Source organism: Streptomyces himalayensis subsp. himalayensis, from assembly GCF_013778455.1.
In the GTDB taxonomy this organism is placed as follows: Bacteria; Actinomycetota; Actinomycetes; order Streptomycetales; family Streptomycetaceae; genus Streptomyces; species Streptomyces himalayensis.
Window position 1 is genome coordinate 207,017 of the sequence record NZ_JACEHE010000015.1, and the last position, 19,344, is coordinate 226,360.

20 protein-coding genes and 2 pseudogenes are annotated in these 19,344 nt (G+C 69.3%); 9 read left to right on the top strand and 13 right to left on the bottom strand.

What is annotated here, in order from left to right:
• Positions 1–18: 18 nt before the first annotated feature.
• The gene (locus tag H1D24_RS24405; protein ID WP_181659797.1) at positions 19–1,056 is read left to right on the top strand and encodes a rod shape-determining protein; all 1,038 of its coding nucleotides are present in this window, start codon (positions 19–21) and stop codon (positions 1,054–1,056) included.
• A gap of 46 nt (positions 1,057–1,102) precedes the next feature.
• Here the strand turns inward: H1D24_RS24405 and H1D24_RS24410 are convergent, their stop codons facing one another.
• From H1D24_RS24410 to H1D24_RS24435, 6 genes are all read right to left on the bottom strand, one after another.
• Positions 1,103–1,468 carry a VOC family protein gene (locus H1D24_RS24410; protein ID WP_181659798.1) on the bottom strand — a complete coding sequence of 122 codons (366 nt, stop codon included), beginning with the start codon at positions 1,466–1,468 and terminating at the stop codon, positions 1,103–1,105.
• A gap of 63 nt (positions 1,469–1,531) precedes the next feature.
• Positions 1,532–2,887, bottom strand: coding sequence for an FAD-binding oxidoreductase (locus H1D24_RS24415; protein ID WP_181659799.1), 1,356 nt, complete (start codon positions 2,885–2,887; stop codon positions 1,532–1,534).
• Between the two features lie 11 nt (positions 2,888–2,898).
• Positions 2,899–3,456, bottom strand: a complete 558-nt coding sequence (locus H1D24_RS24420) for a DUF1360 domain-containing protein (RefSeq protein WP_374064342.1) — start codon at positions 3,454–3,456, stop codon at positions 2,899–2,901.
• 154 nt (positions 3,457–3,610) lie between these two features.
• Positions 3,611–3,970, bottom strand: coding sequence for a hypothetical protein (locus tag H1D24_RS24425; RefSeq protein ID WP_181659801.1), 360 nt, complete (start codon positions 3,968–3,970; stop codon positions 3,611–3,613).
• Positions 3,967–5,697 (bottom strand): aa3-type cytochrome oxidase subunit I, encoded by a 1,731-nt coding sequence (ctaD, locus tag H1D24_RS24430; RefSeq protein WP_181659802.1) that lies wholly within the window; start codon positions 5,695–5,697, stop codon positions 3,967–3,969. Before ctaD ends, H1D24_RS24425 begins: the two co-directional genes overlap by 4 nt.
• Positions 5,698–5,942: 245 nt before the next feature.
• Positions 5,943–6,530, bottom strand: coding sequence for a hemerythrin domain-containing protein (locus H1D24_RS24435; protein ID WP_309484422.1), 588 nt, complete (start codon positions 6,528–6,530; stop codon positions 5,943–5,945).
• Positions 6,531–6,803: 273 nt separating this feature from the next.
• On the opposite strand from H1D24_RS24435, the gene H1D24_RS42580 reads away from it, so the two are divergent.
• Positions 6,804–7,151 (top strand): DUF3105 domain-containing protein, encoded by a 348-nt coding sequence (locus H1D24_RS42580; RefSeq protein ID WP_309484427.1) that lies wholly within the window; start codon positions 6,804–6,806, stop codon positions 7,149–7,151.
• A 15-nt stretch (positions 7,152–7,166) separates the two neighbouring features.
• On the opposite strand, the gene H1D24_RS24445 is transcribed toward H1D24_RS42580, so the two are convergent.
• The 3 genes from H1D24_RS24445 to H1D24_RS24455 all read right to left on the bottom strand — a co-directional run bounded on the left by H1D24_RS24445 (position 7,167) and on the right by H1D24_RS24455 (position 10,192).
• Complete coding sequence (locus tag H1D24_RS24445; RefSeq protein WP_258564271.1) at positions 7,167–8,453, bottom strand: MDR family MFS transporter; 1,287 nt, start codon at positions 8,451–8,453, stop codon at positions 7,167–7,169.
• A complete protein-coding gene (locus tag H1D24_RS24450; RefSeq protein WP_181659805.1) occupies positions 8,450–9,580 on the bottom strand; it encodes a PLP-dependent cysteine synthase family protein in 1,131 nt (376 codons plus the stop codon). The genes H1D24_RS24445 and H1D24_RS24450 overlap by 4 nt, the downstream gene beginning before the upstream one ends.
• A gap of 150 nt (positions 9,581–9,730) precedes the next feature.
• The gene (locus H1D24_RS24455) at positions 9,731–10,192 is read right to left on the bottom strand and encodes a hypothetical protein (protein ID WP_181659806.1); all 462 of its coding nucleotides are present in this window, start codon (positions 10,190–10,192) and stop codon (positions 9,731–9,733) included.
• Positions 10,193–10,465: 273 nt separating this feature from the next.
• Here H1D24_RS24455 and H1D24_RS24460 point away from each other — a divergent pair, with 273 nt between their 5' ends.
• The 5 genes from H1D24_RS24460 (at position 10,466) to H1D24_RS24480 (ending at position 15,613) form a co-directional block, all read left to right on the top strand.
• Entirely contained in the window at positions 10,466–10,762 is a 297-nt protein-coding gene (locus H1D24_RS24460; RefSeq protein WP_181659807.1) for a heavy-metal-associated domain-containing protein, read from the top strand.
• A gap of 119 nt (positions 10,763–10,881) precedes the next feature.
• Positions 10,882–13,164 (top strand): heavy metal translocating P-type ATPase, encoded by a 2,283-nt coding sequence (locus H1D24_RS24465; protein WP_181659808.1) that lies wholly within the window; start codon positions 10,882–10,884, stop codon positions 13,162–13,164.
• A gap of 224 nt (positions 13,165–13,388) precedes the next feature.
• A complete protein-coding gene (locus tag H1D24_RS24470; RefSeq protein WP_181659809.1) occupies positions 13,389–13,844 on the top strand; it encodes a DUF6153 family protein in 456 nt (151 codons plus the stop codon).
• A 94-nt stretch (positions 13,845–13,938) separates the two neighbouring features.
• Positions 13,939–14,601, top strand: coding sequence for a DUF305 domain-containing protein (locus H1D24_RS24475; protein ID WP_181659810.1), 663 nt, complete (start codon positions 13,939–13,941; stop codon positions 14,599–14,601).
• A 133-nt stretch (positions 14,602–14,734) separates the two neighbouring features.
• A complete protein-coding gene (locus H1D24_RS24480) occupies positions 14,735–15,613 on the top strand; it encodes a F510_1955 family glycosylhydrolase (RefSeq protein ID WP_181659811.1) in 879 nt (292 codons plus the stop codon).
• 105 nt (positions 15,614–15,718) lie between these two features.
• Here the strand turns inward: H1D24_RS24480 and H1D24_RS24485 are convergent.
• Positions 15,719–16,060 (bottom strand): annotated as a pseudogene (locus H1D24_RS24485) (YgaP family membrane protein); the annotation flags it as partial.
• Between the two features lie 14 nt (positions 16,061–16,074).
• On the opposite strand from H1D24_RS24485, the pseudogene H1D24_RS24490 reads away from it, so the two are divergent.
• Positions 16,075–16,226 (top strand): annotated as a pseudogene (locus H1D24_RS24490) (metal-sensitive transcriptional regulator); the annotation flags it as partial.
• Between the two features lie 40 nt (positions 16,227–16,266).
• On the opposite strand, the gene H1D24_RS24495 reads toward H1D24_RS24490, so the two are convergent.
• Genes H1D24_RS24495 through H1D24_RS24505 form a run of 3 tightly spaced genes read right to left on the bottom strand, consistent with a single transcriptional unit; the run spans position 16,267 to position 18,811 of the window.
• On the bottom strand, positions 16,267–17,037 hold the full coding sequence (locus H1D24_RS24495; protein WP_181659812.1) for a sulfite exporter TauE/SafE family protein: 771 nt from the start codon (positions 17,035–17,037) through the stop codon (positions 16,267–16,269).
• Positions 17,034–17,405, bottom strand: coding sequence for a rhodanese-like domain-containing protein (locus H1D24_RS24500; protein ID WP_181659813.1), 372 nt, complete (start codon positions 17,403–17,405; stop codon positions 17,034–17,036). The genes H1D24_RS24495 and H1D24_RS24500 overlap by 4 nt, the downstream gene beginning before the upstream one ends.
• A gap of 26 nt (positions 17,406–17,431) precedes the next feature.
• On the bottom strand, positions 17,432–18,811 hold the full coding sequence (locus H1D24_RS24505) for an MBL fold metallo-hydrolase (protein ID WP_181659814.1): 1,380 nt from the start codon (positions 18,809–18,811) through the stop codon (positions 17,432–17,434).
• Between the two features lie 158 nt (positions 18,812–18,969).
• On the opposite strand from H1D24_RS24505, the gene H1D24_RS24510 reads away from it, so the two are divergent.
• Positions 18,970–19,290, top strand: a complete 321-nt coding sequence (locus H1D24_RS24510) for a DsbA family protein (protein ID WP_181659815.1) — start codon at positions 18,970–18,972, stop codon at positions 19,288–19,290.
• The last annotated feature ends 54 nt before the right edge of the window (positions 19,291–19,344 follow it).

Below are 19,344 nucleotides of genomic sequence, written 5' to 3' on the forward strand. Positions count from 1 at the left end.
CTCTCGGGAGGACTCGCCATGACCGTCAATCTGGATCAGCTGCGTCGCTGCCATGTCGCCGTGGACCTGGGGGCTGCCAGGACCCGGGTGTACGTGAAGGGGGCGGGCCTCGTCGTGGACGAGCCGAGTGCCGCCGCCGTCAACACCCGGACCGGCGCGCTGATCGCGGTCGGCGCGTTCGCCGAGCAGATGACGGGCCGCACACCCTCGTACATCCGTGTAGTACGTCCCGTCTCCGGCGGCACCGTCGTCGACATCGACATGGCCCAGCGCATGCTGCGCGGCCTCATCGGCGAGAAGCTCCGCCGCAACCTTCGCCGCAAACCCCGGCTGCGGGCCGCCGCCTGCACCCCGTACGAGGCCGACCCGCTCGCGCAGCGCGCCGCCGTCGAGACGCTGGTGGGTCTCGGTGCGCGCCGTGTGGAGCTGGTGGACACCCTCATCGCCGCGGCGGTCGGCTGCGGACTGCCCGTCGAGCTGCCCGAGGCCACCATGATCATGGTGTGCGGGGCGGCCACGACTCAGGTCGCCGTGCTCTCACTGGGTTCGATCGTGACCGCCGAGCGGATCCCGGTGGGCGGTGACGCCATCGACCACGCGATCGTGCAGCATCTGCGCCACCACCACGAGTTGATGCTGCCGTCCCAGTCGGTGCGGCCGCTGCAGATCGCGCTCTCCGGCAACGGCCTCACGCCGTACGGCCCGTCGACCACGGAGATCCATGGCCGTGACGTGGCCACGGGCCTCGCCCGCTCCGTACAGGTCGACACCGCGGCGGTGCGCGACGCCATCCACCCGCCGCTGACCGCCGTACTCGACGGCATCGGCAAGGTGCTGCGGGACTGCCCGCCGGACCTGGTGGCCGATCTGGCCGATCGCGGCATCATGATGGTCGGCGGCAGTGCTTTGCTGCCGGGACTCGACCAGATGCTGCGGGACGCCACGGGTATGCCGGTGACCATCGCGGAACGCCCCGAGGTGTGCGCGATCCTAGGCCTGGGCGCGATGCTGGAGGGCAGGGTCCGGCCGCTGGTCCTGGACCAACTGGCGGGCTGACGGCAACGGCAACGGCTACACAGCAGACCCTCCGCCGCGGCGGCCCTCAGGCGCCGGCCCCGCCGGCCCCGCCGTGCGCGACCGTGTGCCGCGGCTCGTACAGACCGAGTTGCGCGCCGCTGGGCAGCGTCACCGCGGTGAGCAGTCCCCACCCCTGATCGTTCACGGGTCCCACCGTCACCCCCTTGTCCCTCAGTTGCGCCACCGTGCCCTCGATGTCGTCGCACATGAGATACAGCTCGTGGCTCGGCCGCTCCGTGGAGGGATGAACCGCGACCTCCGCGGGCGGCAGCGCGAAGATCAGCCAGCCGCCGCCGGCGTCGACTCCCGGAAACCCGAGCACGTCCCGGATGAAGGCACGATCGGCGACCGCGTCCCGGCTGTAGAGGATGACGTGAGCGCCATTGATCATGGCTTCATCGTCACACGGGTTCAGGGCCGGGGCCACACGGCCCACGCCGGGGTACGCCGCCGCTCACGTCGTGAGGTACGTGTGGAAGAGGCCCTCCGGGTCGTACCGCGCCCGCAGGGCCTGCAGACGCTGCCACGCCTCGGGCGTATAGGAGCGCTCGGCACGCGAGGGCGCGGCGGTGAGGTCGGCCTCGGCGACGTAGTGGCCGGTGCCGAGGGGTTCGACGGCGCCCATCGTGTCGCGAAGCCAGCGGATGTTGAGGTCGTCGTCCTCGGGATCGCTCCAGATGGCGAACGGGGCGACGTAGGTGTCGCCGAGCGCCGAGAAGGCCATGTTCCGCGACAGGCCCCTGTCCCTGGACGCGGGCCAGAAGGGTGCGAGGACGACCGACCGCTCGGAGGGGGCTTCCGCAACGAAGGGCGCGAGCCTGCGCAGCAGCGTCTCGAAGGTGTCGTCGGACCACAGGGTGTCGACCGCGCACCGGTGTCCCTCGGGCCACAGGGTCCCGGAGGTGGCGTAGAGGGATTCGTACGTTGTCGGCTTGTCGACCTGCCGGGAGAGGGCCCGGTCGGCGAGGGGACAGGTCCGCAGCGGTTCCAGGGACCTGACCGCCTCGTCGCGCGAGGCGGCGAAGGCGGTGGCGGTGACCTTGACCACCTTGGGCCGGTACGGCGCGGCCGAGTCGGACGGATCGGCCGTCCCCAGGAGGAAGGACGACTCGACGGTGGGCGGGAGCCGGTCCGCGGCTTCCGTGGCCCATGCCGCGACGGCCCCGAGCTCCGCGAGCGGGAAGGTGTAGGTGGTCTCCAGGATCGCGGCCGGGAGATCCCACAGCCGCAGATGGAAGCGCGTGACGACGGCGAAGAAGCCGGGGCCCGCACCGCGGGCCGCCCAGAACAGGTCGGGGTTCTCGTGCTCGCTGCACCGGACGCCGTGCCCGTCCGCGGTGACGGCTTCGATCGCCCGGACGCTTGCGCAGCCCGGTCCCCATGCGCTGGAGTTCCAGCCGAGGCCACCGCTGAGCAGGTAGCCGCTCACGGCCACGCTCCCGCAGTGCCCGGCCGGGAAGGCGAGGCCGTACGGGGCGAGTTGGGCGGCGAGCGAGCTTCCGGTGACGCCGGGCTGCACGGCGGCCGTCCGTGCCTCCGGGTCCACGACGCACTGGCGGAGCCCGGACAGGTCGATGAGCATGCCGCCGTCGCGGACCGGGGAACCGATCCAGCTGTGGCCGCCCGCGCGTACGGCGATGCGGAGCCCTCTGGAGCGGGCCAGTCGCAGGGCCTCCTGAACGTCCTGCTCCGACTCGGCCCGGACGATCATCTCGGGGAACCGCTGCGGTTTGAGGTCGTTCCAGACCATCTCCGACAGGACGGCTTCATACGCGCTGTCGCCTCGCCGGACGATTTTCGCCTGGGTCATGATCAGTTCCTTCAGCCCCCGATCAGGTCGGAGCCGGTTGTGTCCTTGTCGCCGGCCGTCTCGGCGGCCGTGTCGGTGACTCTGTCCGCGACCCTGCTGTACGCCAATTGCAGCGCATCCGCCCCGGCCAGCGCCGTCAACGCACCCATGGCCGTCCTCGTCGCACGCGGCCACAGCAACTGGCCGGCGGTGAGGGTGGAAACGATCCAGACACTCATGCAGAAGGGGCAGGACACCAGTTCGCCCACCGTCTCTCTGCCCTCGGTACGCGGTGTCTCGTGCAGTTCGGCCGGCCCCTGCGCACCGGCGTAGGTCGTGAAGGGAGCACGCAGCGGGCTGGTCACGGGCGCTTTGCTGAGGAGCCTGCTCAGCCGGAAGGTCGCCACGGCGGCCAACGCCACGTCCCACGGATCGGGGCGGTCGGGCAACGGCCGGCCACGGTGCCGGACCACCGCGGCCCACGCCCCCGTGTACGCGCCGAACCCCGCCAAAGTCGCCACGTAACCGCCCAGCGGCCGCTCGTGTCCGACCGAGTAGGCCTGCTCAGTACGCCGGAGAAGCCTCTGCACGTGCCGTCCGGCTCGGCCACCAGGTGCTGTGCCCATTCGCCGTGCCGCTCCCGTCTCGGTTTCGCACAGATCGACACCTCAAAGGACCGGGCTGCCCTCGACATCACAGTAAGGCGATCGGACAGAACCGGCGCGATCGGCAGAGGCGTCGGGCTCAGCGGTACAGGGTGAGAAAGCCGGCCGCGGCCGACAGTGCACAGGAGACCAGCAGCAAGGCCACGCACCTGCACAACAGCCGCTGACGAAGAGCCAGGTACCGCGCCTCGTACTCGTCCTGCAGTTCGGCGCAGCGAGCCGCCACCGCCCCCAGCATTTCCTTGGACAGCGCGAGCCGCTCGTCGGCGTAGTGCCGGGCGACCTCTTCGTGCTGGGCTGTGGTCAGCCAGGCCATACGCCGGGCGAAGGCATCCCCCTCCGCCCGCGCCGTCCGGATCTCTGCCTGGCACAGCAGGTACCCCTCGACTTGCGCGATACCGGCCGCTGCCTCGGCGTCCTCCGGGGGGCGACGGCTCATCGGCTGTCCTCGTCACCGGTCAGCGGCTGGGCAGCTCGCTTGTCCGGCTCAACGACGTCCCGCTTGCCCAGAGTGATGTCCTCCTGCTGGATCTGCACATCGGGGTGGTTCATGACGAACGCCGGCGACTCGGAGCGGATTCGCGGGAGGGCGACGAAGTTGTGGCGCGGCGGCGGGCAGGACGTGGCCCACTCCAGCGAGCGGCCCCAGCCCCAGGGGTCGTCGACGTCGATCCGCTTGCCGTACCTGGCGGTCTTCCACACGTTGTAGAGGAATGGCAGCGTCGACAGGCCGAGCAGGAAGGACCCGATCGTCGACAACGTGTTCAGCGCCGTGAACCCGTCCGATGCCAGGTAGTCGGCGTAGCGGCGGGGCATGCCCTCCGCGCCGAGCCAGTGCTGGACGAGGAAGGTCATGTGGAAGCCGACGAACAGCGTCCAGAAGTGGATCTTTCCCAGTCTCTCGTCGAGCATGGTGCCGGTCATCTTGGGCCACCAGAAATGGAATCCGCCGAACATCGCGAAAACGATGGTGCCGAACAGCACATAGTGGAAATGACCCACGACGAAATAGGTGTCTGTGACATGCCAGTCCAGTGGGGGCGACCCCAGGATTACACCGGTCAGCCCGCCGAAAAGGAACGTCACAAGAAATCCGATGGCCCATAGCATCGGCGTCTCGAACGACAGTGAACCGTTCCACATCGTGCCGATCCAGTTGAAGAACTTCACTCCGGTGGGTACGGCGATGAGAAAGGTCAGCAAGGAGAAGAACGGCAGCAATACGGCGCCGGTGGCGAACATGTGATGCGCCCAGACGGTCGCGGACAGTCCGGTGATGGAGACGGTGGCCCCGACCAGCCCCATGTACCCGAAGATCGGCTTGCGGGCGAACACCGGGATGATCTCGGTGACCACACCGAAGAAGGGCAGCGCCAGGACATATACCTCCGGATGGCCGAAGAACCAGAACAAGTGCTGCCACAAAAGCGTCCCGCCGTTCTCCGCCGCAAAAACGTGAGACCCGAAGCGGCGGTCCGATTCCAGCACCAGCAGCGCGGCCGCGAGCACCGGAAAGGCCAGCAGGACCAGCACCGAGGTCAGCAGCACGTTCCAGGTGAAGATCGGCATCCGGAACATCGTCATCCCGGGGGCCCGCATGCCGATGATCGTGGTGATGAAGTTGACGGCGCCCAGGATGGTCCCGAATCCGGACATCGCCAGCCCCATGATCCACATGTCGGCGCCGATGTTGGGGGTGCGCTCCCCCCGGCTGAGCGGGGTGTACGCCGTCCAGCCGTAGTCGGCCGTGCCGTTGCTGGTCAGCATGCCCCCTACGACGATGAGACCGCCGAAGAGGAACAGCCAGTACGAGAGCATGTTCAGACGCGGGAAGGCCACGTCGGGGGAGCCGATCTGCAGCGGCATGATCGCATTGGCGAAACCGGCGAACGTCGGGGTGGCGAACAGCAGCAGCATCACGGTGCCGTGCATGGTGAAGGCCTGGTTGTACTGCTCGTTGGAAATGAGCTGGATTCCCGGCCGGGCCAATTCGGCACGCATCACAAGAGCGAGCGCCCCGGCGAAGAGGAAAAAGATGAAAGAAGTGATGAGATAAAGGTGACCGATCTTCTTGTGATCGGTGGTGCTCAGCCATGCCGCAATCACCGCTCCAGGCCCGCGACCTTTTACCGGAACAGGCGTTACCGGCTCGGTAGATGTGGCCATGGAATCCTCGATGCGCAGACGGTCGGTGAGCCGGCCGGGCGAGCAGTAAAAGCACCCAGCCGACTCCGCAACCTATGCCTGCCACCCGCCCGCATTCGGATACGCCACGGCGTTCGGCATTAAACGTTTGATACAGACGCGATGGCGAAACGCCGAATAACCCCAGGCACAGCGGACCCTGCCCGCCTTGTTCCGCCGTCCGGACCGTAACGGAATTCCCTCGCGTAGATCAGCCCTGGTCTTGGTCAGCCGCCGGGTGCCGCGGCCCTCAGCGCGTCCTTCGTCCGGTCGACCAGGGAAGCGAACGGCCCGACCGTCCACTGAGCCATCGGAGATCCGGCTGCTCCAGGGTGCGGGTGGGTGGGGGCGATCTTCTCGGCCGCCCGCAGCATCGTGCCCATGCCCTTGCGCTTGCCCTCGGCGCACTCGCGGACCACGAAGGGGAACTCCTCCCGCTCCTCGTGCTCGGCATGGTCGATGACGGACTGCTCGAACCTCGCGAACGTGGTGTCGAAATCTCCGCTGGAAACGTCCATCTTCTCCAGGTCGGCGAGGACCTTGTTGGCCGCCTCCTCCTCGCGGTTGCGGGCCTCGGTCTCGTCCTGGCCTGCGGCGTCCTTCGCGACCGGCCGGAGGACCATCTCCTCGGCCGTCTCGTGCACCGCCAGCAGGGCCCTCAGTTCGTCGAAGGCCTGCCGCTTGTGCTGGCCCTCGGCGCTCTTCACATCCGAGAACAGATCCCGGATGCGGGCGTGCTGATTCAGCAGGACGCCGACCACGTCGCCTTCCGGAAGCCTCGCCGCCTCGGCACGCTCTGTCTCCGCGCTGCTCACGGCACTCCCCTCCGTTCCTCGGGAGATCATCTTCCCGCCCCACCGGACATCCGGATGCGGAATGCCGCATGCCGGATGCCGTGTGGTGCAGGTACGGCCATCACGGCGCGGGTGACCCTGACGGGTCCGCTCAAACCGCACGACGCCGCGTGGGACCACCTCATTGCCCCGGGTGGGAGGAGGACGACATCCGGAGGGACGGCCGAGCCGTCTTCTTGGTCCAGAACGGTGAACGAGAGCCGCCGCATCCGCGTGGCGACCCTCGTTCTCTCAATGCCGCAGCTAGAGACGATCCTGCTGCAGTGCGCTGGTGAGGCGGGTGGGACTCGAACCCACGGCCGACTCGAAGACGACGTCGAGACGCTGAGCAAGACGGTTTCCGCCACCCAGTACTCCTTCCTCAGCCCTCACCAGGACCAGTCCTCGCCGATCGTGCTGACCGCCTGGGGTCACCAGCTCAAGTTCGACACGGCGTCCGATCCACGGGTCGCCCAGTTCATGAGCACCCTGGGACGGCACCAACATGCGCAAGACCGATTCATGCGTGCTCCGCGCGCGCCAGGACTGCAGCGCATGAGGGGCTCAGCGGATTCGCCTCAATTCCCCCTGCGAAATCATTAGTTGTGCTCGTCGTCATCACGCGGTCACCGGGGTGAGTTCCGGCTCGGTGCGAGCAGCCAGACGTCCCGATCTGGACAGAGCACCGAGGCAAGCGGCGCAGAGCGCGCCCGTCGCCGCGAGTACCCACCACGTCAGCTCCGGGTGTCCCATGCGGGCGGCGGCGTCCCAGACGGCGCCGGTAGTCAGGTTGCCCAGCGTGATGCCCAGCCCAGAGACGGTGTTGTAGAGGCCGTAGTAGGTAGCGACGAGCCGTCCACCGGCGAGCGAGACGACTGTATCCATCTCGAACGGGTAGACCACGGCAGTCCCCAGGGCAAGGAGGACAACCGCGGCGAACAAGGGCGCCAGCGCCGTGAACCAGTCCGTGAGGCCGGAGTCCGCAGTCACCGTGCCGGAATCGAGAAGCAGCGGGAGGAAGGCTCCGCCCATGAGGGCGATGCCGTAGACAATGGTGCGCTGAGGTGTCCAGTGGGCCCGAGCCCACGCGGTGATCTTCAGCTGCCCGGCCACGGTCACCGCGGCGGAGACCGCGAACAGGCCCGTGGTCACCGCGTCGCCGCCATCCGGGACCGCGCGGTGCGCCTGCAAGGGGAGCGCCAGATAGACCTGGAAGGACAGCACGTATGAGCCGATCATGGCTGCTGAGAAGAGAACGAACGGCCGGTTGCCGATGACGGTGCGCCAGTCGGCCAAGACACCGGCCGGCTCAGCCGACCGGGCGCCCCTCCGGGCAGGCAGCATGCGGAACTGGATGACCGTAAGGGCGAGGAAGAACACCGCGGCGACGGAACACACGAGTGCGAAGTCGGCTGCCAACAGAGCCAGGCCGACGAGTGGCCCCACGAACATCCCGGCCTGGTAGAAGACGTTGAAGGTGGCGAAGGCTTCCACGCGCCGTTCCCCCGCCTCCTGGGCGAGGTACGCACGGACGGCGGGATTGAACAGGGCCCCCGCGAAGCCGGTCGCCGCCGACGCAGCGACGAGTGCGGGCAGCGAGTCGACGAAGCCGAGCAGGCCGAAGCCGAGGGTCCGAAGCACGCACCCCGCCATGATCACTGGCTTGTAGCCGAACCGGTCGGCGAGCGTGCCGCCGACGAGGAACATGCCCTGCTGGGTGAAGTTGCGCACTCCCAGCACCAGACCGACCGCCCAGGCGGCCATGCCCAGTCCGTCCGCCAGATGGACTGCCAGGTAGGGCATGAGCATGTAGAAGGCGGTGTTGATGGTGAACTGCTGGACCATCAGCAGCCGGATGCATCCGTTGAACGAACAGAACTGCGTCATAAGGGACTTCTGCTTCATCGCGCGGCCCCTTCCGGCACGGTGACGTTGGTGCAGCGGGTCCAGCGATGCACCGTGGCCTCATCTGGATGCGCGATCTCGTCCGGCTCCGCGGCCGGGACACGGCCGAGCAAGCCGTGCCGACGGCAGAAGTCGTCGCTGTAGACGGTGTTCCAATACCGGTGGACGCCGTCGGGAAAGACCGCCACGATGCGGGTCTTCTCAGGTTCCTTACGTGCCAGCCACTTCGCCACGAGCGCGACGGCGCCCACGCTCCAGCCACCGCTGGCGTAGTGGCCGCGGGCCAGCTCGCGGCAGGCCCACACCGCCTCTCCGGGCGCGACCCAATGGACCTCGTCGAAGGCGGCGTGGTCGACATTGCCCGGATGGATGCTGCTGCCGAGCCCGCGCATCAGGCGTGGGCCCGCGGGCTGGCCGAAGACGGTCGAGTTCACCGAGTCGACGCCGACGAGCCTGAGCTCGGGATTGAAGGTGCGCAGGGTGCGGGCGATACCGGCCGAGTGCCCCCCGGTGCCGACTGCCGCCACCAGGACATCGATCCGGCCGAGCTGGACGACGAGTTCGAGGGCGAGCGCGGCATACGCGGCGACGTTGTCGGGGTTGTTGTACTGGTCGGGACACCAGGCCGAGGGCTGGGCCACGAGCAGCTCGTGCACGCGCTGTCGGCGCGCCTCCTGCCAGCCGCCCCTCGCATGGGGCTCCGTGACCATGTCGACGTGCGCGCCGAGGGCACGCAACTGGTGCACCATCAGCGGTTCCATCCCGGGGTCGGTGACCAGCGTGACCGGGTGGCCGTAGGTGATCCCGGCCAACGCGAGGCCAAGACCCAGAGTCCCGCTCGTGGACTCGATGATCGGGGCACCCGGGGCGAGGTCGCCACGTTCACGGGCGACCGCGATCATGTGGAGCGCAGGGCGGTCCTTGATTCCGCCGGGATTGGCGCCCTCGAGCTTGGCCCAGAAGCCGCGCCCCGGGGAGTTGAACGGTTCGCCGACCCAGAGGACTGGTGTGTTGCCGACCATGCCGGCCGGAGATCGGCGCGGGGTTGCGGCCGGTTCGGGTAGTTCGTGTGCTGCGAGGAAGGGTTTGATGTCGCGCGAGGAGATGCTGCGCAGGGCCGTGCTCATGACGTAGTCCTTCCGCGGCCCGGGCTGACGCGGCCGCGTGTCATCGCCGTACGGGTGGGTGTGCTCGAAGGCCCGGGGGCTGTGTTTTCCGGGGGCTGTGCCATCAGCGGCGGATGCCGCGGGCACCGATCCCCAGCCGGGCGCGCACGATCAGGTACGGCTGACGCAGACGAGTCGCAGCAGGTGGAGTCCGGCGGGAGCCGACGCACCGGTCGTATCCCCTCGGCCCGGTGGCGCGCCGGACGTGACCGGGTCCCCCGCACGGTGGCGCAGGCGAATCAGGGCGAGCAGCAGGAGAGCCAGGAGCAGGGTCCCGGCGGTTACGCGTACATCGGCGGGCCAGTCGGCTGGGTCGCAGCACGCGGGCCCGTGGCCCGGGTGCTCATCGGCTCCGTGGATCTCGAAGCAGGCGATGGCATCCGGGACGATCTGCGGGATGCCGGAACCGGCCACCTCGTGGTGCGTCGGCGATGTCGCCAGGGCATGCCCGTGCCCGTCGGCCGGATGCATGGCGCACGCCACCACGTGGGCCAGGAGCATCAGCACGAGACACACGAGGATGGCGAGGGCCGGCTTGCGCACCCTCGCGCAGCCGGCAGATTCCTGCGGCATGCGACAGATCGTAAGCAGGCCGTCACGATCTGGCAGCTTTCGCCCACGTATGGGTGAGCAATTCCGTTCCCACATCACTCGACGGAGCGCACTAACGACTCGAATCCGGCGGGTTGCGGGCGAGGGAGCAGGTCGCCGACGAATGGGCCTCTGTGGTCATAACCAGGGGCGCAAAATACCCCCCGGGGGTATAGTGTTACCGACGACGGAGGGAGCGGGGAACGACGCTCACTCCCGAGGACCGCCCACGCATCCACACCTGAGGAAGAAGCCATGACCTCCCAGACGAACTCCGGCTCCTGCTGCTCCCCCCACGGTTCCTGCGGTTCCGGCGCCACGGTCGACGTCCGGGGCGTCGGCGTCACCACCGTCTACAAGGTGTCCGGTATGACCTGCGGCCACTGTGAGAGCGCGGTCTCCCAGGAGATCTCCGCGCTGGCCGGCGTGATCGCGGTCAAGGCCGCCGCCGCGGCCGGCGAGGTGACCGTCACGTCCACCGCCCCGCTCGACGAGGAAGCCGTGCGCGCCGCCGTCGACGAGGCCGGCTACGAGCTCATCGGCCGCGCCTGAAGTACAGCTCCGCCGGGGCTGCCCGCCCCGCCCGGAACGCTATTTCCCTCCCGCGCCTGTACGTGCCGCTCCGCTGATACGGACGCCGTACGTACCGGCCTCCACAAGGAGATACGCACATGACGAGCACGGCTCCCGAGAAGACGGTGCCGGGGACGACGCCGGCGACGACCGCTGAGGTCGAGCTCTCCATCGGCGGTATGACCTGCGCCTCGTGCGCCGCCCGTATCGAGAAGAAGCTCAATCGCATGGACGGCGTCACGGCGAGCGTCAACTTCGCCACGGAGAAGGCCAAGGTCTCCTACGGGGCAGAGGTCGAGGTCGCCGACCTCATCGCCACCGTCGAGAAGACCGGCTACACGGCCGAGGAGCCGCCTCCGCCCCCGTCCGAGACCGTGTACGAGGGCGAGACGCAGCCCACGGCGGCGCCGGACAGTGAGCTCGTGTCTCTGCGGCAGCGGCTGTTCGTGTCGCTGGTCCTGTCCGTGCCCGTCGTGCTGATGGCGATGGTCCCGGCCCTGCAGTTCGACAACTGGCAGTGGCTGTCTCTGACCCTGGCCGCTCCGGTCGTCGTCTGGGGCGCCTTCCCCTTCCACAAGGCCGCCTGGACCAACGCCCGTCATGGCGCAGCGACCATGGACACCCTGGTGTCCATCGGCACGCTCGCCGCGCTGGGCTGGTCGGTGTGGGCGCTGTTCTTCGGGCACGCCGGGATGCCGGGCATGCGGCACGCGTTCGAGTTCACCATCTCCCGTACGGACGGCTCGTCCTCCATCTACCTGGAGGCCGCGGCCGGCGTGACCACGTTCATCCTCGCCGGCCGGTATCTGGAGGCGAAGTCCAAGCGGAAGGCCGGTGCGGCACTGAGGACGCTGCTGGAGCTCGGCGCCAAGGACGTCTGCGTACTGCGCGGGGGCAGGGAAGTACGCATTCCCGTGGCGCAGTTGGCGCTCGGCGACCGGTTCGTCGTCCGGCCCGGAGAGAAGATCGCGACCGACGGAGTCGTCGTCGAGGGCGGCTCCGCGGTCGACGTCTCGATGCTGACCGGCGAGTCCGTGCCGGTGGACGTGACGGTCGGCGACTCGGTCACCGGTGCCACGGTGAACGCCGGTGGCAGGCTGGTCGTCGAGGCGACCCGGGTCGGTGCCGACACCCAGCTCGCCCGTATGGCGAAGCTCGTCGAGGACGCCCAGAACGGCAAGGCCGAGGTGCAGCGCCTCGCCGACCGCATCTCCGCCGTCTTCGTCCCGGTGGTCCTCGTCATCGCTCTGGGCACCTTGCTGACCTGGCTGTTCGCAACCGGCGACCCGGCTGCCGCGTTCACTGCGGCCGTCGCGGTGCTGATCATCGCCTGCCCCTGCGCGCTGGGGCTCGCGACGCCGACCGCCCTCATGGTCGGCACCGGGCGCGGCGCTCAGCTGGGCATCCTGATCAAGGGCCCGGAGGTGCTTGAGTCCACCCGGCGTGTGGACACCGTCGTCCTCGACAAGACCGGGACGGTGACCACGGGCCGTATGCAGCTCCGGGACGTCGTCGCCGCACCGGGTGAGGACGAGCGCGAAGTGCTGCGGCTGGCGGGCGCGCTGGAGCACGCCTCCGAACACCCGATCGCTCAGGCGATCGCCGCAGGCGCCGCCGAACGGACCGGAAGCCTGCCCGTCCCGGAGAGCTTCGAGAACGTCGCCGGTCTCGGCGTCCAGGGTGTGGTCGAGGGGCGCGCGGTGCTCGTCGGGCGAGAGAAGCTCATGGAGGACTGGGTCATCGGTCTCCACTGGGAACTTGCCGAGGCCAGGGCCGCAGCGGAGGGCGAGGGCCGTACGGCGGTCGCGGTCGCCTGGGACGGCAAGGCGCGCGGCGTCCTCACCGTCGCCGACGCGGTCAAGGAGACCAGCGCCGAGGCGATCACCGAACTGCGCAGGCTCGGCCTGAAGCCCGTCCTGCTGACCGGCGACAACCAGGCCGTCGCCGACTCCGTCGCCCGGACCGTCGGCATCGACGAGGTGATCGCCGAAGTGCTGCCTCAGGACAAGGTGGACGTGATCAAGCGGCTGCAGCGCGAGGGCCGTACCGTCGCGATGGTCGGCGACGGCGTCAACGACGCGGCCGCCCTCGCCACCGCCGACCTCGGTCTGGCGATGGGAACGGGCACGGACGCGGCGATCGAGGCAGGCGACCTCACGCTCGTACGCGGTGACCTGCGCGTGGCCGCGGACGCCATCCGGCTCTCCCGCAGGACGCTCGCCACCATCAAGGGCAACCTGTTCTGGGCCTTCGGCTACAACGTCGCCGCACTGCCCCTGGCTGCCGCCGGCATGCTCAACCCGATGATCGCGGGCGCCGCGATGGCGTTCTCGTCGGTCTTCGTCGTGACCAACAGCCTGCGACTGAGGTCCTTCAAGTAGGCACGGAGCAATGCCGATGCGCCCGACAACCGGCTGGGCGCATCGGCATTCCGCAATCGCCTCGGTGCTCGCCGAGGCGAGCGCACGGACGTGGGTGGCTGACCACTGGCCACCAAGCAACTTAGTAGGATAAGGCCGGCCCGTCGCGGCACGCTGGCGCTCCGTCTACTTCTGTATCGTCGGAGAACAGATCGTCTGGAGCGGCCAGACTCGGAGGTCCCACAGTGAACGTGAGCCGATACGTACGGACAGGAGGCGCCCTCGGGCACCTGCTGCTCGTCGTCGTGCTCGCGCTCGGCGTGTTCGTCATGCACACAGTGGGGCACCCAGCCGACTCGTCCGCCCAGATGAGCACCACGTCCCACGCCTCGGCATCGACGACGGATACGGCCCCTGCGGCTCACGATCCCGCCGAGGCTCACACCTCCATTGGATCGAGCCACGCGACGGACCCAGCGCAGTCGTCGTCCGCACACATGCCTGCCATGTCGATGGACACCATGTCGCTGTGCCTTGCGGTACTGCTCGGCGCGTGGGTGCTCGCCACGCTCTTGCGGGCGGCGCTCGCCCGTCGCCGCGGCGGGCTGGCGAACCTCCTCACCCAGGGCCCCGTCGCGCAGCGGCCCAACCCTCCGCCACGCGGACCTGATCTCACCCAGTTGTCAGTCCTGCGGCTGTAGGCCGAACCGCCTCGCGGGCGCGCATCACGCGTGACCCCGCGATCTCGCGTACGCCAAAACAGCCAAAGAACCAACACATGAGGTGAAATCAACGATGACTGCCTTCACGCGTGCCCTGCGCCGCAAGTCCTCCCGCCGTATCGCTGCCGTCGGCGTTGTCGCAGCGGGAGCCCTGGTGCTCTCCGCCTGCAGTGACAACGGCGACGACATGAGCGGCATGGACCACGGCAGCACGGCCTCGGCCACGGCGACATCCAAGCCCGGCAAGAGCGCCGCTGCCGCGGACTTCAACGACGCGGACGTCACCTTCGCCCAGGCGATGATCCCGCACCACCAGCAGGCCCTGGAGATGACCGAGCTGGCCGACGGCCGCGCATCCGACTCCGAGATCAAGGAACTCGTCGCCCAGATCGAAAAGGCCCAGGACCCCGAGATCAAGACGCTGCAGGGCTGGCTGAAGTCCTGGGGCAAGCCGACCGAGATGGAGTCCATGCCCGGCATGGACCACTCCGGACACTCCGGCATGGACGGGATGATGTCCGACGAGGACATGAAGGAGCTCAAGGCCGCCAAGGGGACGGACTTCGACAAGCTGTTCGCCGAGATGATGATCGACCACCACAACGGCGCGATCGCCATGGCCGAGGACGAGCAGAAGAACGGCAAGAACGCCGACGCCAAGAAGATGGCCGACGCCATCATCGAAGGCCAGTCCGCCGAGGTCAAGCAGCTCCAGAGCATCCTCGACCGGCTCTGAGTCGCATCGAACACTGACCGTTCCGGGCTCCGAGGCGGACACGTCGAGGAGCCCGGCGGTCGCGCCTCCAGCCATCCACGTAACCGCGCCCGGCCGCCTCCCGCCCGGCGGGCACTTACGACACCGAGGAACCATGAACAAGCGCCATGCCGCCGCGGCCGCCACTGCCCTGACCCTCGCCTTCACCGTGGCCGCCTGCTCCAGCGGCGGAGACGGCGCGGACTCGTCCGCCTCCTCCGCCGAGTCCGGGACAACGGTGAGCCACATCCACGGCCTGGGCCTGGACCCCTCCGACCAGCGCCTGTACGTCGCCACCCACGAAGGCGTCTACACCCCGGACGCCAACGGCAAGCCCGAGCTGGTCGGCGAAAGCAAGGACGACTTCATGGGATTCACGGTGGCCCAGGACAAGACGTTCTACGCCAGCGGCCACCCGTCCTCCGGGTCCGACGGCCCCGGCAACAAGGGGCTGATCAAGAGCACCGACGCCGGCAAGACCTGGACGTCGCTGTCCCTGTCCGGAGAGTCTGACTTCCACGCCCTCGACTACGCGCACGACACGGTCTACGGCTACGACGCCACGAACGGCCTGCTGCGCACCAGCGAGGACGGGTCCAGTTGGAAGGACGGGGCGCAGTTGGAGGCGCTCGACATCGCGGTCAGCCCCAATGACGCCGACCTCGTACTCGCCACGACCGCGGATGGCGTCGCCCGCAGCACGGACGGAGGCAAGACCTTCGCCAAGGCCGAGCAGCCCGTGATGGCCTACCTGTCCTGGAAGGCGGAGGACGCTCTCTATGGCATCGACCCCTCCGGCGGACTGAACCGCAGCACGGACGGCGGCGCGACATGGAAGACGCTGACCGCCGTCCCCGGTGGCCAGCCCCAGGCCCTCAACAGCATCGACTCCGAGCACGTCCTGGCCGCCACCCAGGACGGGGTGTACGAGTCGAAGGACGGCGGCAAGACCTTCACCAAGCGCCTAGCCGTCGAGTCGACTGGCGGGCATTGACCCACCCTCCGCGCGCCGGTCGGCGGCCGCCAGGGCAGCACGCGAGTGCGCGGGCAACCGAGGCCACTGGGCCGGTTGGCCGCGCCGGGTACGCCGCAGGCGCCTTCAGGAGGTGAGGGCGGCGAGGGTCGTGTCGAGGTCGGGGGTGCCGGACGGCGGGCGGTTGTGGGGAAGCTTTCCAAGAACGGCTGCCATGCCACAGGTGTTGGTGACCGCGGAGAAGACCAGACCAGCCGCGACACCGCCGGAGAGGATCAGGAACCACGGGGAGACCAGGCCCAGCAGGACGCCGATCAGGACCAGTGAGCCGGCGACGAGGCGGACCTGGCGTTCCATGCCCCAGACTTCGCGGGCGCCGGCGGGACGCTCCAGGCCGTGACCACGCTGGGCCCAGGCCTGAGTGCCGCCGGTGAGGGTGGCCGCGGCAATGCCGTGTGCGGCGAGGCGCTCGACGCCTCGGGCTCTCCGCGGCGTCCCGCGCCCTGGACCGGGCCGGATTCGCGATCATCGCCACGGTCTGCAGCACTGCCTGACCGACTCCGACATGGCCGAGTCCGGCAGCCGTGAGCAGATGCGGGCTCGGCTGGAAAAGCTTTTCCTCTCCCTGGCCTGATCTGCCTGGTCTGACGGTGCCGCTCTGGCGGAGAGCACCGTCAGACCAGGGCATCGATGAGCATGAACGCCGCCACGGCGAGCAGCATGATCCCGAAGGCCCGTTTCAGATGCGGGCCCGAGACCTTGGATGCCAGGCGTTTGCCGTCCCAGGCGCCCAGGATCGCGGCCCCGGTGAACGGGGCGATCAGGGCCCAGTCGAGCCCGGTCGCCGTGGCCCCGCGGGTGGCCAGAGATGCCAGCGAGTTCACCGCGATGACCAGCAGGCTCGTGCCGACAGCCGCTTGCATCTCGAATGCCAGCACCGTGACCAGTGCCGGTACGGCAAGGAAGCCGCCGCCCACTCCGAGCAGTCCGGTCAGCGCCCCCAGTCCCGCGCCTGTCCCGGCAGCCTTGCCGGGACTCACGACAGGCGCGTCGGTGCCGGTGCCGGCTCCTGCCGAGACCGGTACGCGGGCAGGGCGCAGCATGCCCGCGGCCGAGACGGCGGCGATGACGGCGAAGGCCGCCGTCAGCAGGGGCTGCGGCAGGTGGGGGGCGACGGCTCCGGCCGCCGCAGCCGGCATGATTCCGGCGGCGGCGAAGGCCGCACCGGCCTTCCATCGCACGTTTCCGGCGCGGGCGTGAGCGAAGAGGGCGGTGAGCGTGGTGATCGTGACGATGATCAGGGCGGCGGTGGTCGCGGTGGCCGGGGTGAAGCCGAGCAGATAGATGAGCGCCGGGACGGCGAGCATGCTGCCGCCTCCGCCAAGTGCGCCCAGGGCGAGACCGGCCACGGCCCCGGCGATCAGGGCGAGGATCAGTGTGCTCACGCGACGACTCCGGGGCGGCCGTCCGCGTCGAGGACCGGGAGGCCCTGCGCGGCCCAGTCCTTCATGCCGCCGATCACGTCACACGCCTCAACGCCTTGGTCTGCCAGCACCTCGGCGGCCTGCCGGGAGCGGTTCCCGGAGCGGCAGATGACCACCACCGGTCTGCCCTGCGTGGCGGGCGGGAGGCCGGCCTCGGCGATCAGGCGGCTGAGCGGGAGGTGCAGGGCGCCGGGGGCGTGCCCGGCGTTCCACTCATCCGTCTCGCGGACGTCAAGGAGGACGGCTTGGCCGTCCGTGAACTGCTGGTGAGCCTGAACGGGAGTCAGGCGGCGGCCGTCAGGACGGCCGGAATCCCGGAGGGAGTTCATGAGTGGTTCGTTCCGTGGGGCGGTGTTCAGCGGGTGCTGTCGGGCTGCGTGATGGTGAGGCCGGCGTGCACGGCGGCGCCGAAGCCGTCGTCGACGGCGACGACCTGGCGTCCGGCGGCATCCAACAGCGATGCGGCGGTCGCCGCGCGCATACCGCCGGCGCAGTGCACCCACACCTCCCCGGGCGGCACCTCACCGAGGCGACCGTGCAACTCATGGATCGGGATGTGGACCGAGCCGACGACATATCCGCCGGCCCGCTCGGACCGCCGGCGCACGTCCAGCACCACGATCCGCTCGCGCTCCTCTCGGGTCACAGAGGCCAGGTCGGCGAAGGTGGCGCGGCGGAAGGAGCGGAGCGGCTCGCTCTCGCGGACCCAGGTGTGCGGGTCGCCGGTCGCTGCGGCGGCTGGGCGGTCGATGCCGACACGGACGAGCTCGCGCTGGGCGTCGGCTATCTGCTCGGCGGTCTCGGCGAGCAGGGTGACGGGCTTGCCCCACGGGATCAGCCAGGGCAGGTAGGTGGCGAGCTTGCCATCGCTCTCGAAGTTGAAGGAACCGGCCACATGACCTTCGGCGAAGGCAACCCGGCTGCGCAGGTCGACGACCCACTCGCCGGCCGCCAGCCGCGCGGCGATCTGCTCCGCGTCGGCGGGCTGCGGCGGGGTGAGGTCCACGGGAGCGGGTCCGGCGGCGTTGGCGGGGGCCATGTGGGCGTAGTAGGCGGGGATGTCCTCCACGCCGGCGAGGAGGTCGGTGACGAAGGTGTCGACGTCCCGGTTCAGGGCGTCATTGCTCTTCCGCTCCGCACCGATGGTGGTCGCGTCACCCTCGGCCTGCCCGGAGGAACAGAAACTGCCGAAACCATGGGTGGGCAGCACCGGGACCTCGTCCGCGAGCTCGTCGGCCAGGCGGTGAACGGAGGCGTACTGGGCACGGGCCAGCTGCTCGGTGAGCCGGGGCTCCACCAGGTCGGGGCGGCCGACCGTGCCGATGAGGAGAGAGCCGCCGGTGAACGCGGCCACCGCCCGGCCGTCGTCCTCCAGGACATACGACGTGTGGTGCGGGGTGTGACCCGGCGTGGCGATAGCCCGCAGCACCAGGCCCCCGTCCACAGTCACGGTGTCGCCGTCGGCGACGGGGGTACGCGCGAAGGCGACCGAGGCGCCGGCCGGCACGAGGTAACGGGCGCCGCTGACGCGGGCCAACTCCAGACCACCGGTGACGTAGTCGTTGTGGATGTGCGTCTCCACGACGTACGCGATGCGCACAGCTCGCCGGGCAGCAGCGGCGATGACCTGGTCGACGTCCCGCGGCGGATCCACGACCACCGCGGCCTCAGGACCACCGGCCAGGTAACTGCGGTTGCCCAGCCCCTTGAGCTCAAGGGTGTCGACGAAGAACACGACTACGACTCCTTCTCCAGCGATTTACCCCCCGGGGTATTCTCTATCACCATAACAGCTATACCTAGGGGGGTATTCAGGGGCCATAAAGGGCCCTTACGACTCGGGGACCAGGGATCTTGTGGCCGCTCCCTCAGCCGCAGCGCGATCCTGGAGACATGAAGATCGAGGTCCTGGTCGTGCCCGACTGCCCCAACCAGCAGCTCACCGAGAAGCGACTCCGGCAGGCACTGAACGACACCGGGCTGACCACCACCGGCTTCACCACCCGGGTGATCGACAGCCAGGCCGAGGCCGAGCGGTCCAGCTTCACCGGCTCTCCGACGATCCTGATCAACGGCCGCGACCCGTTCGCCGAGCCCGACACCGCACCATCTCTCGCCTGCCGGATCTACCGCACTCGGGGCGGCCCGGCCGGGGCACCCAGCCTCGAGGAGCTGCGACAAGCCCTCCAAGCAGCTGCTGGCACCACGGCCTGAGCATCACAGACGGCCGCCTTCCCCTCCGACGGAGGCAGGAGTCCGGCGGACATG